A 17,490-nucleotide genomic window follows, 5' to 3' on the forward strand; every position below is an offset into this window, starting at 1 on the left:
AGGTATTGTTATTAAAAATTATTCCTCTTCCTCGCCAATTCGTAGCATGGCAAGGAATGCTTCCTGAGGAATTGTTACGTTGCCGATTTCTCTCAGTTTCTTCTTACCTTCCTTTTGCTTTTCGAGTAGTTTCATCTTTCTTGTCACATCTCCACCGTAACACTTTGCAAGCACGTCTTTTCTAAGTGCTTTGACTGTAGAACGTGCGATAAATCTTCCACCAGCTTTCGCTTGAATAGGTATCTCAAATTGGTGCTGTGGTATAAGTTCAGCAAGTTTATCAACAAGCTTCCTTGCAATTGTATAAGCCTTTTCTCTGTGTGCAACAAACGAGAGCGCATCCACTGGCTCTTTATTAACATATATCGTTATCTTAACAAGGTCGCTCTTTCGATATTCTAAGAACTCATAGTCCATTGAAGCGTAACCACGACTAACAGCTTTCATCTTGTCAAAAAAGTCAAAAATAATCTCGGCAAGTGGCACCTCAAAATGCATCACAACGCGCTCATGACCCGCATTTTCGGTCGAAACAAGTGTCCCTCTCTTCTCATTTTGAACCAACGACATTAACTTACCAAGATACTCTGGAGGTGTGATTATCGACAACTTCACGTAAGGCTCATAAATCTCCCTAACTTCGCCTTCTTCTGGAAACTTTGCCGGGTCGTTAATAAATATTTCCTCCCCACTGTGCGTTACAACTTTGTATTCAACGTTCGGGGCGGTAAGAATGACTGCCATATCGAATTCCCTTTCAAGCCTTTCTCTCACAACATCCATGTGCAACAGTCCCAAAAATCCGCACCTGAAACCAAATCCAAGTGCGGGTGAATGGTCAGGTTTGAACACAAGCGCCGCATCATTCAGCTTGTATTTCTCCAAAGCTTTTCTCAGTTCTTCGTAATACTCTGGCAAGCCAGGATACATACCTGCATATACCATTGGCTTGACCTCTTTGTAACCTGGTAATGGTTCAGGTGCCGGGTTATCAGGCTTTGTAATAGTGTCACCTATCCTTGCTTTAGAAACGTCCTTCAAACCAGCAACAACATACCCTATGTCTCCTGCTTTTAAAATATCAACGGGAACCATCTCAGGTGTAAACGTTCCTACTTCAACCACCTCGTAAACCTCTCCAGAAGACATCATCATTATCTTATCTCCCGCTTTTATCTCACCATCAAAAACCCTAACATACGCAATGGCACCACGGTATTTATCATACTTCGCATCAAAAATCAAAGCCCTCAAATGCCCATCATCTGCAGTCTTTGGGGCGGGCACTAATTTAATAACCGCTTCGAGTAACTCCTTTACACCAATACCTTCCTTCGCACTGATTCTAAACACATCTTCGCCGGGTATACCTATCAAATCCTCGATTTCCGCAACCGTTTCCTCAATATTCGCATTTGGCATATCTATCTTATTAACTGCCGGAATTATCTCAAGATTGTGCTCAAGTGCCTTGTACGTATTTGCAACTGTTTGCGCCTGAACACCTTGAGTTGCATCAACAAGTAAAATAGCACCTTCAACTGCTGCCATGCTTCTGTCTACTTCGTAAGAAAAGTCAACGTGACCTGGCGTATCAACAATATTTATCTCATATTCATTCCCATCATCTGCTTTGTAAAAAACCCTAAGCGGGTGGGATTTAATTGTTATTCCTCTTTCCCGCTCTATATCCATACTATCCAAATATTGTTCTCTCATCTTTCGTTTTTCAACAGCGTTCGTCATTTCCAAAATTCTATCCGTTAATGTTGTTTTTCCATGGTCTATGTGGGCAATAATACAAATATTTCTTACATTCTCAACTTTCCTCATCTATCCATGCCCTCCATGTGTCTCTTCTTAATTTTTTAACTTTTCAAGCCAATGACTTCTACAACCGTATATGGTATTTTGATACCCTCTTCTTCGAACGAGCTCTTAATCCGCAATGCCACCGCATTCAACGTATCGAAATAAGTCTCTCGTGCCGTCCAGAATTGAACAGTTAAAGTTACCCCTTTCGAATCAAACGATTTGAAAACAACAGCATTCCCAACACTTTCATCCTTAACAACCAAAGGCTCTTCCTCAAGCACACGCTTCAAAACAGAAACCCCTTTCTCCATATTCACTGAATAATCTATTGTTACATCTATGTCTATCCTTCTGTACTTACCTGGCCAGAACTTTGTAACAGTCCCAGCCCAAACTTTTCTATTAGGGATAAGAATAAGCTTGCCATCGAACGTTTTCAAATGCGTATGATTCATCTTTATCACATCAACAATACCTGTTAACCCGTCAACATCAACAACCTCACCTTCAAAAACCTTTCTGGTCACAAGAACCAAAATACCAGACAGAAAATTCGTTAAAGGTTCTTGGAACGCAAGACCGAGCACAACACCGGAAATTCCAAGCCCTGCAAGGTAAGGAGCAAGGTTTACATCCCAAATAGCCAAAATTACCGCAATTGCAAATCCATAGATAAGAAAACCAATGATAAGTGAAAGTGTTTTTGGAGCCTTTACCTCCTTACCTATCGTTGACATGAACTTATCAATCGAACGCATGATAATTTTGTGAATTGCATACGCAATCCCGAACGTTAGAAAAGTTAAAATGATATTCCTAACCAAAACTACTTGCATCTTCTCATGTCTCCTTTTCTTTTTTTAATACATTATCTGCACAGCTTCTCGCACTTCTTCCATTGTTTTCTGAGCTACCTTCCTTGCTCTTTCGTTACCTTCTTCCATTTTGGCTTTTACTTCATCGTCAGAAATAGCATTATACCTATCCCATATTGGCTGAAGCTTATTGACCATATTCTTCAAAAGCAACTTCTTACAATCTATACAACCAATCTTTGCCTGAGTACACCCATCATATACCCACTGCTTTTCTTCGGGATTATCCGCTGTACCGAAAGCTTTGTGATAATCCCAAACAGGACATACTTCTGGATTACCTGGGTCCGTTCTTCTCTTTCTATTTGTATCCGTGACCATTGGCATGACCATCTTAGAAAGCTCTTGCTCTGTTGTTATCAATGGAATCGTATTTCCATAGCTCTTACTCATCTTCCTTCCATCAGTTCCTAACAACTTCGGAACTTTTGAAAGTAACTCTTTTGGTTCTGGGAAAACCTCCTTTTTGAAAATATAATTGAACCTTCTGGCAATCTCACGCGTAAGCTCTATATGATATACCTGGTCCTCTCCAACCGGCACACCTTCAGCTTTATAAATCAAAATATCGGCAGCCTGCAAAACAGGATACATCAAAAAACCAGCATTCGAAAGGTCTCTATTCGTAATCTGCTGGCGCATTTCTTTATAAGTAGGCACGCGCTCAAGCCAAGACAATGGCGTGACCATAGCAAAAAGCAAGAAAAGCTCTGCATGCTCTTTGATTGCAGACTGGACAAAGAGTGTTGACTTCTCAAGCCCAACTGCCATCATCGTTTTAACCAATTCGAAAGTATTTATCTTAAGTTCACTTGTATCCTCATAATGCGTTGTTAACGCATGCCAATCGGCAACAAAATAAAACGTATCATTCCCTTCGTTTTGAAGCCTAACCCAATTCTCAAAAACGCCAACATAATGACCAATATGGACCTTCCCTGTTGGTCGAATTCCACTGAGTATGCGCATTGATTTTTCCTCCTTGCAACACGAATTTATCGGAAGTTATTATACCACAAATATATAAAATAAAAATCCCCAAAGCTGGGGATTGGTTTGCTTGTACAAAACATTTAAAGCAATATATCGCGTCACCCCTTATTTCAAACTCAACACTCCTTCAACAAAACCTTTTTCTCTTGTTTTAATTTCGTTGAGGACACCCCCAATCAACTTTTCACAAAAGGAGGAGTCCCGCTATTCATAACTCAACACTTTTTCGCCAAACTTTACCCTTTGTTGGCATGTCTCAAAGTATCGTGATATGTGACAAGTCAAAGTATTGCTCGAGAAGTTCTTTGGTAATTCAAAACCTAGAAACATTGAACCTATTACTGATGGACTTGGTGCATATGAAAGTGCAGTAAAGCTGTTGTTCAGAAATATCAATCACGTAGTGGTACCGCTCGGTAAAAACAATCAATGCGAATCCAAGTTTTCATTGTTGAAAGACTTTTTCCGACTCAAGCGAGGGCTGAAGAATACGAAGAACTTAGCGAAATATATTCAAGGATTTTGTGTAGTGAAGAATCTTTGGAAAACGCACAATGGTAATATCAATCGCATACTTTCGCACTTACACTCTTTCATCACTACAAGTTAACACTATCTGGCTAACGTATTTTTGTCTTCAACACTTTCTATCTTAATCTTTTGCTAAGCTGCTATATTTTCTCCAACTCTGCTTTCAAACTTCTCAAAATCTGCTGGTAATCTTCTTCCCCGCTTTCAACCTTGTCCATCAGCACTTCCAACTCGCGCGTGAAGTCTTCGCTGACAAATTTGAATTTCTCTCTATCCGAATTGAAAAAGTTGTATACTTTCTCACCAAGTGTCGTGGGTAGCAAGTATCCATTTCTCTCTATTACATATCCTCTTTCAAGTAATCTGCTCACAATTGTTGCATATGTGGATGGTCTTCCAAGTCCGCGTTTTTTCATCTCTTCAACAAGAGAACCTTGCGTGAACGGATAAACTTTTGGAATGGCACGCATGAATTTGTTGGCTGATACTTCTATCGTTCCCTGTGGAATTCTTACGAGCTTAATTGGAAACACCTTATTAAAACCTTCTTCAATTATTTCTTCATACACTTCCACTTCCTGGGTCTTATCAACAACCTCAAACTTCACATCGTATCCTTTGAGCACCACATTTTTCATCTGAGAAGCTATGAAGCGCTTGAATATCAAATCATATATCGCAATATGGTCTTTTGTAAATCCCTCAAGTTCACCCGAGTAAATCATCGCTTTTATATCCTCTATATCCAAAGCCCTGGTCGGTCGGATACATTCGTGTGCTCCGCCTTCACCCCACGTCCTTGGTTTGAAAAATTCCTCTCCAAAAGTTTCGGAAATATATTCCTTTGCCACGTTCATACCAAAATCCGAAACCCTTGTTGAATCCGTTCTGTGGTACGTGATAAAGCCTCGCTCAAACAAATCTTGGAGCACTTCCATCGTTCTGGAAACAGAGAGTTTGTACTTTTCGGACGCATCCTTTAGTACAACATCTGTTGTGTAAGGTGGCAATGGTGATTTCTCTATTCTTTTTTCTTCGCCTTTTGTTACTTTGACCACTTTTATCTCGTTGAAAAACTTTTCTGCTTCATACTTTTCTTCAAATTCAAACTTTAAATCCAAGCCATCTTTAGAGATAGTCACGACGTATTTCTTTTGCTGGCTTTCCTTTGCGCGTTCTATTACCCATCCGAGGACAGGTGTCTGAACCCTTCCAGCGGACAGGTTACTCCGTCCGAAAAGTCTTTGAATAAGCTGTGAAAGTTCAAATCCTACCCATCTATCCGAAATCCTTCTCACAACCTGCGCTTTGACAAGATTTTCATCCACTTCTCTGTGCTCACGTAACGCATTTAAAATCGCTCGCTTTGTGACCTCGTGAAATTCCATTCGCTTGATGTTCTTAGCATATACACTGCACAGATTTTTCAAGTCCCAAGAAATCTTTTCACCTTCCGTATCCGGGTCAGTTGCAATGAGTATCTGCTCGAATTCTTTGCTTGCCTCTCTAATAGCATTTACAATGCTCTCTTTTCCCTCGATAGTCTCATACACAGGAACATACTTTCCACGACCATTGTTGGAACTTTCCAAAACGCCATAGTAACCTACTTCTTTATTTAAATCAAACACATGACCAAATGATGCAGTGATAACGACGTATTTGTCTTCCGTGATAACCTCATACAACTCGTGACCTTCGAGACTGCGAGATATTGGCTTTCCAAAGAAGTTTGCAATCGTTCTTGCCTTGTGGGGAGACTCTACAATAACAAGCACAGGTTTTAAGAAGTCGTCTCTTCTACCTTCTTTCCTTCGTACACGTTCTCTGTCGTTATCTATCTCTTCCATTAATGCTCCGAAATCTACACTCTGCGCTTGCTTAAATACTACATCTGAGCTGAACCACCAGCGTAACTTTCTAATCAAGTTGTTGAAAACTTTCTTATCATCTACAAGCACGTAGCTCAGCCCTTTTGTAATACCGCCAACAAAGAGCCTCGATGTGCGTCCAGAAGCTTGGAGATAACCTGTCACATCAGCAACAACCAAATACCACTTTCCATCTTCTTGCCTTAGTGTGACATCATCTGCTGAGTTTATTTTCTTGATAATCTCTTCAGACAGTATAAATCTCTTTATTTCCTCTCTTAACTGCTCCACACGGTCTTTCGGAGGATTTGCGATATTTCCAAGTTTAGTTAGTTCCTTCATCCATTTATCTATCGTTGGTGTCCATTTTTCTAACTCTTTATCTCTTGCTATCAGTGGTCTCAGCGTAGAAATGGCCAGGAGAATGTGTTTGACATTCCCTTCTAAATCCAAACTCACAACAATCTTGGGAACGCCATAAAATATGGCGTAGCGAATTACTTCTGGAATATCCAACCCACGTGCCAGTGGGTTTCTATATGAGGAGATACCTATAAGAACTTGGATTTCTCTGTTTTTGTACCTTTCCAAAACTTCTTCTGAAAAATTCTCATAACTTTCACTTGAAATTCCGTGTTTGTTCAGAAGTTCTTTTAATTCATCAACTTTTTCCTTTCCATAATCGGAAGATACAAATACAAGTCCACCATCACCGAATTGTTTTACCTTCTCCACAAGCATGCTATCCAAAATTGTTTGCTTTGCTCCAACATCTTCGTACACATCCTCAACATTTCTCAGATAGAAAACAGGACGACCAACATCAAATGAAAGAAGTTCTTTGAACAGCCTTATTCTTTCAGACTTTGGATTACTCGTGGCAGATGAAACAACCATAACACCTTTTGCTTTTTTCGAAATTCTTTTAACTTGCTCACGCAATGAATTAATTTCTTCTGCATTCTCTTCTGTCACATTTCTCCTCATCCTTATATACTTCATCGTCAACTCGATATCCCTTGGCTCAAATCCCAACAAATACAACGCCTTGTCTATATTCTTCGCGGTTTTCAAGAATGAATCAACGTCATCAACAAAAATAAAACTGAAATCACGAGGAATTAGGTCAACATTCTTGTAAAGGAACATTGAAGTAGTCACAAGTATTTTGAACTGACCATTCGCAAGTCTTTCTTTGTTCTGGTCCTTTTCCTTTTTCGATTCTTCTATTCCTATTACCAACAAATCCTCAGCTGGGAGTTTATCTTTTAGTTTTTCATAGCTTTGAAGAACCAGAAGCTTGGTTGGAAGAATGATGTAAGTTTTTTTGTTGTGCTTTGCAAAATATATCGCCGAAGCAAACCCCCAGGAAGTCTTTCCAATTCCTGTTGGTGCCAGAAGCGCAAAAGAGCGTTTCAAAAGCAACTTTTTTGCCCAGAATTTTTGCAATTCCCAAGGCTCAAACCCCACGTATTTTCTAAATGTTTTTTCCCATTCTTCGTACTCCTCGTTCAAATTGCAAAATCCTTTAAGCCCTTTTAAATTACTAAGACGACAAAGGGCTTCCTTGCCCTCGATGTCTTCTTTCAAACAATTTTCGCAAGGAAGCCCCTTAACCAATCTTGTTGAAGATATATCTCCGCCACAATTAGGGCACAATTGCTTAAATATCGCCTCAAGTGTGGTTGGTTGTTGTGTCACAATATCCATCGTCTCACTCACTCCTCAAGCGTTAACCCTATGTTGTGTGCACCAAGAAGCGGTGTAATTGAAGCGATAATCACCTGACCAGAAAGGTTGGATATGAACCTTTCAAGAAGATGAGTATCAAGCACGTTGAATGGTTCATCAAACAAGAATACCGGTTCGTAGTGTTTCGTCTCCTCTATGAGCTTCTTAAACGCAAGCACTATTGACAGATACAACAAACGTTTTTGACCTTCTGAAGCATAATGCCTAGCAAGAAGGTCTTTGTAGTAAAGCAAATAGTCATCTTGCGAATGTGGACCTACTGTTGTTACCTTTTCAGCAATATCTTGGTCAACGTAATCCAAGAAATTCTTTCCTTTGAAATCACTTTTGTACTCTATCTTAAACGTTTTGTCCAGATACTTTGAAAGCTCATTAATCATATGCTCTCTTTTTTCCACAATCTTATCCGCCATTATCTGCAAATCTTTCGCTGTTTCTATCAAGTATTCCCTATCTATTAATTCTGGTTCTTGCTTAAGATATTCGTTCCTTTCATCTAACAATTTTTCATATGCACGCAAAGTTTCATAATAATCTAGGTCAAGCAGTGAGAATATTTCATCAAAAAACTCTCTTCTTTGAGCTGGTCCACCATCAACCATGGAGTAATCCCTAAAACTGAAAGGTATAGCAATAAATATCTCCTGAATGTCTCTAAACCTCTTGACCTTCGAACCATCAAGATACGCTACCTTTTCTTTCTTGTCGTCATCTTGTACATACACTATTTCTATCGTGTGTTTCTCTTCACCGCTTACTATCCTACCCTTAATTTCAAAATGCTTTTCTCCAACTTTTAATATTTGATAATCTCTTGCGCCTCTGAAAGAACGGGGGTTTGACAAATACGCAACGGCTTCCAGAATAGATGTTTTACCAGATCCGTTCGGACCATAGATAACGTTTATACCATCACTAAACTGGACTGTGTGCTCCGAAAAGTTCCTGAAGTTTTTTACAGTCAGTTCCTTGATAACCATCCTCTTCTTTTCCATCCCATCCACCCCCTCTGAGATAATCTTCCACTACGTATTTTACTACTTTTATCCAAAAATTCAAAATCAGCATAAACATACGGTTCCAAAAACATTGATAAATACAAAGACTCCAAACCATTTTCTCCTGGTCTTTGATTGAATTAATTATGAGCATAAATAAAAAAACCGCGGCACAGTTGCCACGGTATTGAGATTTCAAACCCACAGTTAATAAAAAAACCGTGTTTTCTAATTGCCTTCTCCAACTATATGCTTTTTAGTTGTGTAAGAACAACTATTTTTAAATTCCCTGGTACAAAGAGACCAACAGTAAACAAACCCACAAGTGCAAAACACACTATTTAAGATAACAGACACAAACACATACTGCCACCCTTGATTTCCATCTTTGTCAAAGGGAAATTCTTTCCTAAAGGTGTCGCACAGCTGGTACACCCCGAGACGTTGCAGATTTCTTAAGCAAAAAGCATTAGTTCTTCTTTCCAACACCTCACCTCAGCCTAAATACGTACCATTTTGTAAACAAGCCCGATGAAAAAAGCTGATGTTCCGAATATACGCAAACCTAAATTTACCTACTTAGTATATAACTAAAAAGCTCACATAAAAAACTCTTCGCTCTGTTATCTTGAGATAACTGCTTGGAGGTAGCCTGTATGTGTTTTACTAACGTGCTGAAGCAAAAGTCCATTTGCTGAGTATTCATAAATGGCGACTTTTACTCCGCCGATATAAATCCCTGTTTGGATTCCTCCAAATTGACCTTGCCCTTCAACAACCCATCTGAAACCTACCTCTGGTATGTTAACGATTTCTCCTTTAAGCAAATCTGGGTTGATGTATGAAGGACCTAAGACATTTGTCCCAAGAATCTGTTTTTGGGAACTTCCTAAGTTTGTAAGATTATTAACCATGAACGAATAAAATCCTTCAGAAATCGTTTTTGAGTAAACCACACTCATTTGTCCATACAGCATTGTCGCACCCGTCATCTGTTCTATTACAACATACTGATAACTAGGATTCGCCTTTATGAGATTCTCCGACAAACCACGGAACTTCAAATCTACATCTTTCACAAACACAAGCTCCATCTGACCAACAGAAGAACTCGAACCTGATTGTTCAAGGAAACCTGAAGACACTAAGATTCCTTCTCTATTAAATTTATAGTTATATCTCGTAAAGCCTTGGTAATCTCCACTTGCATATGCAAAGTAAAAACCTCCGTCGGGCAAGTACCCTCCTTGGACTTGTACACCATAGGGAGCTGTTTGAGAAAGGTCCGCGAGAAATTTTTCCAAAGAACTTAGTTCCACAAATTGTTCAGAGATGATTTGGCTTGTGTAGTCTATGTTCCCACGCAAATCTGACATTATCTTCCATTCGCAGACAGCAACATAATTCGAAGTCTTATCAATTCCGATAACCATTCTGATAACATACCCTTGTGTGGTGAAACCACTCTCTCCTTTTGTCCCAGCACCAACTTGCATCCTGTACACAAACGTCGTACCGACTTTGACCCAACTTGGTGGTAATGGCAATCTCCCGTTTGTTTTATAGTATTCTTGGATATAAAGACCCAGCGGCTCAGCTGCTTCTACCAAAGTCACGGTTGCAAGAAACAAAAAAAGAACGACGATTAATATCTCTTTCTCAAACAACTTCCAGGTCTTCATACCTCTCCCTCCTTCTACACCTGGATAATGTTAAGCATAGATCATTGAAACTTTCAAAAAACCTCATTATTCTTTAAAAAGTGATGCCACATCCAAATCTTAACAAAACCAAGTTTCCCAAGATAAATAACCAAACACCTTCTTGCCCAAAGTGCGATTTTCCTAACTTTAGCAATAAAGGTCGCTACAAATACAACAACCAGCAATCTAAGTTACTTCCTACTAATTAATTTGACTCTCAACACATACAAAAAGTTCAAAATCACCCGCAAAAGATGAAACAATCGCACTTTTCCTTGTCTTCCCAAACAGGTAAAACCTCTTTGCCCTTATTTGTCTTATCTGCCTTACTCACTTCTGCCTTTCGTCTTTCCTTTTCCATTGAGCACTTACGTATACTGTGGACTTATTAACCCTTATAGTTATTCCAGAAGCCTTGTCAGCGAAAGTTACTAAGGTACTACGAGAGTTTCCATCTCTTTCAGAGAGTAGTTCCTTCCTAAGAGTAGCCTTTCCAGGGTGCGCATAAATAGATATGTTCCGGAAGGCAATTTTTCCTAACTCCTAAGTTAGGCACTCTGAAAAATGTTTTGAATTGACTAATATTTGTGCTGAATCATTTATTCATGCAGATTTCCAACTGGTAAATCGACAAGTTCCTTATTGCATAGCTTAGATACGAGCTTTCTGTTATCTTTTCAATTTGAAATGTGGTGGTAACAATAGGTAGGGAAATTGGTGTTAGACGTAGTGTAAAATACGAAAATAGGCTTAATTTTTTTGATTATCGAAAAATTTGCGGTGTGAAAATATGTTGTTTTCTCGGTAAAGTCAAGTGTAAGTAATCTGTAGTCATTCAACTGAGAGTGGTATACTTACCATTGGTTTTTGTTATCCGTCCTTCCTTAACTAACTCTTCCAACAGTGCCTCAAATGTTTTCATTCCTGGAGATTTTTCTTGTCTCCACGGGTACTTGCGCTCAATAGTTACTGCTTTTATTTGTTGCACGGTCATTGGCTTCTTATTCTTTTTCAATATGTTCACTAAGAAATTTTTATAATCGGACTCGTATTTATTGTTTTGCATTGTGCTTTTGGTTTTTGTTCCTATCTGCTCTGAAGTTTCCTTTCTCAAATTGATTGTTGCGTATACTATTTTCTTAATATTGTTTGCCTTGTATCTGCAGCTGTTCCCTTCATTTCCAACTTTGGTAAGTACTTTGTATCGAACAGCGTCTTCAAGCAGTTCTTCAAATTTTCTTTTTAGTTTTGATTTATGTGGTTCGTATATAAATCCATTATTCCTCATCATTAGTTTAATTGATAATGGTGTTTCTTCAGATTTTGTTTCGGATAGGATTTTATGTAGTTCTTTAATGTATTGAAATTCAAACTCCGAAAAGATATGTGAAGGAAGGTAAGCAACTGCCAATCCTGATTTGTCACTTTGTTTGTCATTTGCAATACTCTCTTTTTCTGTCGCTATTCTTTTGTTTATTATTCTCAGAAGCGTGGAATCTACGCTGTTGTGGAGTACATTCATCCAGTGTCCTCTAACATATTCAAATGAAAGCTTACAACCCAAATGCCTGACAATTTCACGAAATTGTGCGATTAGTGCTTCTTGGAATTTTTTCTCCTTAGTAGCATCAGAGTTTTTTTCACTACTATTTTTTTGGTCAATTGAGATATAAATTTGATTTTTAAATGCATTTCCATAAAAGTTTCGAACCTCGGTTAAATCTGAGGCAATTACTACTCGTTCCCCTTTCAACGAACAATATAATTCCTTCAGCTTCGTTAATGCAGCCATGACAGCAAGAAGTTCCGCCTCAACGTTTTTCAACGAAGTCTCTGGACGTCTTAAACACAGGTATTGGATAGTTTCCATCCCTCATAGTCACTTCTAAAACGTGAGATGGCGCTGGTTATGAGCTTAGAAAATTCAAGTTTCCATCCCTCATAGTCACTTCTAAAACATAGAATTAGCAAAGCTCATTGAAAAATACGGTGCAGAGTTTCCATCCCTCATAGTCACTTCTAAAACTTTTTATTTTCTATGCAATAGAAACGTTTTCATAGTTTTTAAGTTTCCATCCCTCATAGTCACTTCTAAAACTGGTATGTGGCTAGCAGTACGATTTTTCGTAAAGGATGAAAAGTTTCCATCCCTCATAGTCACTTCTAAAACTTAGATTTGACCCAGAAGCGAATAGATTGTATGCCTACGGTTTCCATCCCTCATAGTCACTTCTAAAACAAAGGTATGGAATCGCGATGATAATAGTAGATTTTCTAAAGTTTCCATCCCTCATAGTCACTTCTAAAACAAAGGTATGGAATCGCGATGATAATAGTAGATTTTCTAAAGTTTCCATCCCTCATAGTCACTTCTAAAACAATATTGAAGGATTTCTTGGACCTAGTCCCCGGGTACGTTTCCATCCCTCATAGTCACTTCTAAAACCTGACGATCTCGAACGATTCGATTGCGGGGGACTCGGCTTTAGTTTCCATCCCTCATAGTCACTTCTAAAACTGTTACAGTCAACGGTTGTGCCTACCAAGGCACAACCAATCAGTTTCCATCCCTCATAGTCACTTCTAAAACACAGGGTGGCAGGGTGGTATGAATACACCCTGTTGCCGGGGTTTCCATCCCTCATAGTCACTTCTAAAACGAATTGGTGATCGAATTGGTAAGAGTTGTTGATGGTTCCCGGTTTCCATCCCTCATAGTCACTTCTAAAACAGTTTATAAGTAAATTTAACAATAAAACATTAAGTGAAGGTTTCCATCCCTCATAGTCACTTCTAAAACTTATCGAAAGGTACGGTGGTGGAAGAATTAAAGAAATAATAGGTTTCCATCCCTCATAGTCACTTCTAAAACTTTTCGAAGTTCTTGAAAACGTGGCTGCTGAGCAAAAGTTTCCATCCCTCATAGTCACTTCTAAAACGAACAAATACGATCTTCCGGTGGAAGTTTCGTATTTTTGGTTTCCATCCCTCATAGTCACTTCTAAAACCGAGGGAATTACGGTTTTTAGAAAGGTTCGGGATCGAATAGTTTCCATCCCTCATAGTCACTTCTAAAACCCCAAGCAATTGAAATTTTGAAACAGCTGAAGATAAGTTTCCATCCCTCATAGTCACTTCTAAAACGCTGTCAAGGAAAATTTATGAGGATTGTCATGTGTTTAAGTTTCCATCCCTCATAGTCACTTCTAAAACTGTTTAGTTGCTTCCGCTGGGGGAGCGGTCCCAGCGTATGGTTTCCATCCCTCATAGTCACTTCTAAAACCGATTGACAGAAAATGGTTGAAACTTGAGGTATGGTTTTCACAGTTTCCATCCCTCATAGTCACTTCTAAAACGGGAGCCATCTAGTGAACTGATGATTGAATTAGTAAAAGTTGAGTTTCCATCCCTCATAGTCACTTCTAAAACAAAAGTGTGGAAAATGTAAAGAAATCATTGTGGATTTTTTGGGGTTTCCATCCCTCATAGTCACTTCTAAAACGCACCCCCACGCGGCGGCAGGCGTGGGGGGGGAGAAAATGTTTCCATCCCTCATAGTCACTTCTAAAACGTTTAGTTTAAGCAGAAGGAAATTTATTAAGCCCAGCCGGAGTTTCCATCCCTCATAGTCACTTCTAAAACGGAAGTTTCGTATTTTTGTGAACCCCTGAGTGGGGCCCCCGGGTTTCCATCCCTCATAGTCACTTCTAAAACGCACCTGGCAAAAAAAAAGAGAAGAAGAAGGAGGGTTTCCATCCCTCATAGTCACTTCTAAAACTGTGGATAAACCTGCTGAGTTCTTGCGTTCACTCTCAGTGTTTCCATCCCTCATAGTCACTTCTAAAACTAAAAGAGATAAAACTGCCACAAGAAAACGCATTAGTGAACAGTTTCCATCCCTCATAGTCACTTCTAAAACAAAATCATCGGAACAGAAGTGTACATTTCAGGAACATACGGTTTCCATCCCTCATAGTCACTTCTAAAACTAACGTCATTACAATTAATGGTTGTGCCTACCAAGGCACAACGTTTCCATCCCTCATAGTCACTTCTAAAACATGTGATCCCAGGATACCACGAGGTTCCTGGGATAGTGGGACTGTTTCCATCCCTCATAGTCACTTCTAAAACGAGGTAGATAGTATGGTGAACAAAGAAGAACTTTTGACAGTTTCCATCCCTCATAGTCACTTCTAAAACGGAGCGTTTATTGTGGGACGGAATTTTTTTGTTCCAATGTTTTGTTTCCATCCCTCATAGTCACTTCTAAAACATACGGAGCTGATAATCATACTTTCAGATGCAACCTATGAGTTTCCATCCCTCATAGTCACTTCTAAAACAAACTAATACTCCTCGGGTTAACGCCCGAGGAGATCGACCAGTTTCCATCCCTCATAGTCACTTCTAAAACGATAATCATACTTTCAGATGCAACCTATGAAACAATGCGCAACTAGTTTCCATCCCTCATAGTCACTTCTAAAACCCAGGTCTCTGCCGCACCTGGCCAAAAAAAATAAAAAAAAGGGTTTCCATCCCTCATAGTCACTTCTAAAACAGGATATGGTAGTTGTTAACGGAAGTTACTATCAGTTTCCATCCCTCATAGTCACTTCTAAAACCGATATGGCGAGCAAGCGCCGAAGGACTACCTCAGGTACTGCGTGTTTCCATCCCTCATAGTCACTTCTAAAACCTACGACTACATCGATGAACGCGGCAATGGCTTGAGGAGTTCGAGTTTCCATCCCTCATAGTCACTTCTAAAACCAAATATCAGGGGTCAACGAACATTCGAAAACTTTCGGCCGGTTTCCATCCCTCATAGTCACTTCTAAAACGAACTTAAGCAATTCCCAGGGCGTTATTTCTTTATCAAAGTGTTTCCATCCCTCATAGTCACTTCTAAAACATAAGATGTAATAATAAACATGAAATTATTAAAATTCTTGGTTTCCATCCCTCATAGTCACTTCTAAAACTATAGTGATTGCCAGGTTTTTGATTTATTTGCTTTTGTGAGGTTTCCATCCCTCATAGTCACTTCTAAAACTAAAAAAAGGAGGTGGACTCCCCCACGCGGCGGCAGGGTTTCCATCCCTCATAGTCACTTCTAAAACCACCTGGCAAAAAAATAAAAAAAGAAAAGGAGGTGCACCCCCGTTTCCATCCCTCATAGTCACTTCTAAAACCTAAAACAAAAATAAAAAAGGAGGTGGACTCCCCCACGCGGCGGGTTTCCATCCCTCATAGTCACTTCTAAAACGTGAGAAATTATGGAAGTATTAAAGAAAATCGCAGACATCGCAAGTTTCCATCCCTCATAGTCACTTCTAAAACTGAAAATGAAGTAGTAAGAATTGAAAAGTCAAAATTTTGGTTTCCATCCCTCATAGTCACTTCTAAAACTGATGGAAGTAATGAGGGCATTCGAGAACGGTGAGGGTTTCCATCCCTCATAGTCACTTCTAAAACTGAAAATAAAATGTGATAACAAAGACGAGATCATTGGTTTCCATCCCTCATAGTCACTTCTAAAACCTTTTGTTGGCACGATTGATGTAAAAGAAGTTTCGAGAGGTTTCCATCCCTCATAGTCACTTCTAAAACTAGCCATCATATTTGACAATATTTTTGAAGCGGAAGAATGGTTTCCATCCCTCATAGTCACTTCTAAAACTGAGGATGGTAGTGTGGAAGGATTAAAGGAAGTTCGAATTGGTTTCCATCCCTCATAGTCACTTCTAAAACGGTATAGTAACCTCGTAATGGTGGTGTTGAGTAGGAGGTAGTTTCCATCCCTCATAGTCACTTCTAAAACGGTGGTGATATGCTTAGTTGCTCCCGCTGGGGGAGGGGTCCGTTTCCATCCCTCATAGTCACTTCTAAAACGAACAATTACACCTTTGAACAAACAACAGATACAGATAGCGAGTTTCCATCCCTCATAGTCACTTCTAAAACTATGGGTAAAGAAGATGTTTTTGAAACTCTTCAAAAGTTTCCATCCCTCATAGTCACTTCTAAAACTAACAGACTCGCTACTTGGGCAGCTGACGGTTATTACAGACGTTTCCATCCCTCATAGTCACTTCTAAAACGAGATAGTAGGAGAAGAGATTGCACCACTGAACGTCTTGTTTCCATCCCTCATAGTCACTTCTAAAACAGTTATTAAGAGCGTCAAATTAAAATGTGATAGTAAAAAAGTTTCCATCCCTCATAGTCACTTCTAAAACGAACTCGAACGATTCGATTGCGGGGGACTCGGCTTTAGGCGTTTCCATCCCTCATAGTCACTTCTAAAACATGACGCTATCAGACGTGCTTAAAGCCGTCAAGCGCGGGGACGGGTTTCCATCCCTCATAGTCACTTCTAAAACTCAATTATGTGGCAGAAGACGATGACATAATTGCAGTATTCGTTCGTTTCCATCCCTCATAGTCACTTCTAAAACACGACTTTTTGGAAATGATCAAAGGCGGTGAACTCAAACGTTTCCATCCCTCATAGTCACTTCTAAAACGGTGTCAATCTTACATTGCAGCAAATTAGTTACCACAATCACCAGTTTCCATCCCTCATAGTCACTTCTAAAACTTTTTAGAAAAGTTCGGGATCGAATATCGAACAACAGTTTCCATCCCTCATAGTCACTTCTAAAACTGTCTATCAAGGCACAACCAATCAAAGAAAGCTTCGGAATGTGGTTTCCATCCCTCATAGTCACTTCTAAAACTCTTTTGTTTTTTTTTAAAAAAAAGTAGGGGGGCATCAGGTTTCCATCCCTCATAGTCACTTCTAAAACTATCTAAGGGTTAGCTATGATTATTGGTCGAAAAGAGCAGTTTCCATCCCTCATAGTCACTTCTAAAACACAGTTTTATTGATGCAAAACGGACATGAACCCGATAAGTTTCCATCCCTCATAGTCACTTCTAAAAC

The 17,490-nt window shown here is 39.4% G+C and carries 8 protein-coding genes and 1 CRISPR repeat array (1 of these 9 running past the window's edge); of the genes, 1 reads left to right on the plus strand and 7 read right to left on the minus strand.

Annotation, left to right across the window (positions count from 1 at the left end):
* Nucleotides 1-18 precede the first annotated feature (18 nt).
* From lepA to trpS, 3 genes are read right to left on the minus strand one after another with little or no spacing between them, the layout of a single operon-like run.
* Nucleotides 19-1,833, minus strand: coding sequence for a translation elongation factor 4 (gene lepA, locus JM64_RS00725; RefSeq protein WP_064011087.1), 1,815 nt, complete (start codon nt 1,831-1,833; stop codon nt 19-21).
* A gap of 35 nt (nt 1,834-1,868) precedes the next feature.
* Entirely contained in the window at nt 1,869-2,651 is a 783-nt protein-coding gene (locus tag JM64_RS00730) for a mechanosensitive ion channel family protein (RefSeq protein WP_064011088.1), read from the minus strand.
* Between the two features lie 24 nt (nt 2,652-2,675).
* Entirely contained in the window at nt 2,676-3,659 is a 984-nt protein-coding gene (gene trpS / locus JM64_RS00735; RefSeq protein ID WP_064011089.1) for a tryptophan--tRNA ligase, read from the minus strand.
* A gap of 313 nt (nt 3,660-3,972) precedes the next feature.
* On the opposite strand from trpS, the gene JM64_RS09900 reads away from it, so the two are divergent.
* The gene (locus tag JM64_RS09900) at nt 3,973-4,293 is read left to right on the plus strand and encodes a transposase (RefSeq protein ID WP_231882400.1); all 321 of its coding nucleotides are present in this window, start codon (nt 3,973-3,975) and stop codon (nt 4,291-4,293) included.
* A gap of 61 nt (nt 4,294-4,354) precedes the next feature.
* Here JM64_RS09900 and rgy read toward each other — a convergent pair whose 3' ends face one another.
* From rgy to JM64_RS09835, 4 genes are all read right to left on the minus strand, one after another.
* Nucleotides 4,355-7,795, minus strand: a complete 3,441-nt coding sequence (rgy, locus tag JM64_RS00740) for a reverse gyrase (RefSeq protein WP_064011090.1) — start codon at nt 7,793-7,795, stop codon at nt 4,355-4,357.
* An 8-nt stretch (nt 7,796-7,803) separates the two neighbouring features.
* Entirely contained in the window at nt 7,804-8,832 is a 1,029-nt protein-coding gene (gene recF, locus JM64_RS00745; RefSeq protein ID WP_064011091.1) for a DNA replication/repair protein RecF, read from the minus strand.
* A 626-nt stretch (nt 8,833-9,458) separates the two neighbouring features.
* On the minus strand, nt 9,459-10,517 hold the full coding sequence (locus JM64_RS00750) for a hypothetical protein (RefSeq protein ID WP_014452035.1): 1,059 nt from the start codon (nt 10,515-10,517) through the stop codon (nt 9,459-9,461).
* An 856-nt stretch (nt 10,518-11,373) separates the two neighbouring features.
* Nucleotides 11,374-12,363: a hypothetical protein gene (locus tag JM64_RS09835; protein ID WP_156487866.1), complete on the minus strand. Its 990-nt coding sequence runs from the start codon at nt 12,361-12,363 to the stop codon at nt 11,374-11,376.
* A 37-nt stretch (nt 12,364-12,400) separates the two neighbouring features.
* A CRISPR array of direct repeats spans nt 12,401-17,490; the repeat unit is 30 nt; unit sequence GTTTCCATCCCTCATAGTCACTTCTAAAAC (it continues 2,688 nt past the right edge of the window).

The sequence above is a fragment of the Fervidobacterium pennivorans genome (genome assembly GCF_001644665.1).
GTDB classification, from domain to species: Bacteria; Thermotogota; Thermotogae; order Thermotogales; family Fervidobacteriaceae; genus Fervidobacterium; species Fervidobacterium ngatamarikiense.

Bases quoted from the DNA above. Each gene is read 5' to 3' on its own strand.
- JM64_RS00750 (WP_014452035.1), bottom strand. From the start codon at position 10,517: ATGAAGACCTGGAAGTTGTTTGAGAAAGAGATATTAATCGTCGTTCTT.
- rgy (WP_064011090.1), bottom strand. From the start codon at position 7,795: ATGGATATTGTGACACAACAACCAACCACACTTGAGGCGATATTTAAG.
- trpS (WP_064011089.1), bottom strand. From the start codon at position 3,659: ATGCGCATACTCAGTGGAATTCGACCAACAGGGAAGGTCCATATTGGT.
- lepA (WP_064011087.1), bottom strand. From the start codon at position 1,833: ATGAGGAAAGTTGAGAATGTAAGAAATATTTGTATTATTGCCCACATA.
- recF (WP_064011091.1), bottom strand. From the start codon at position 8,832: ATGGAAAAGAAGAGGATGGTTATCAAGGAACTGACTGTAAAAAACTTC.
- JM64_RS00730 (WP_064011088.1), bottom strand. From the start codon at position 2,651: ATGCAAGTAGTTTTGGTTAGGAATATCATTTTAACTTTTCTAACGTTC.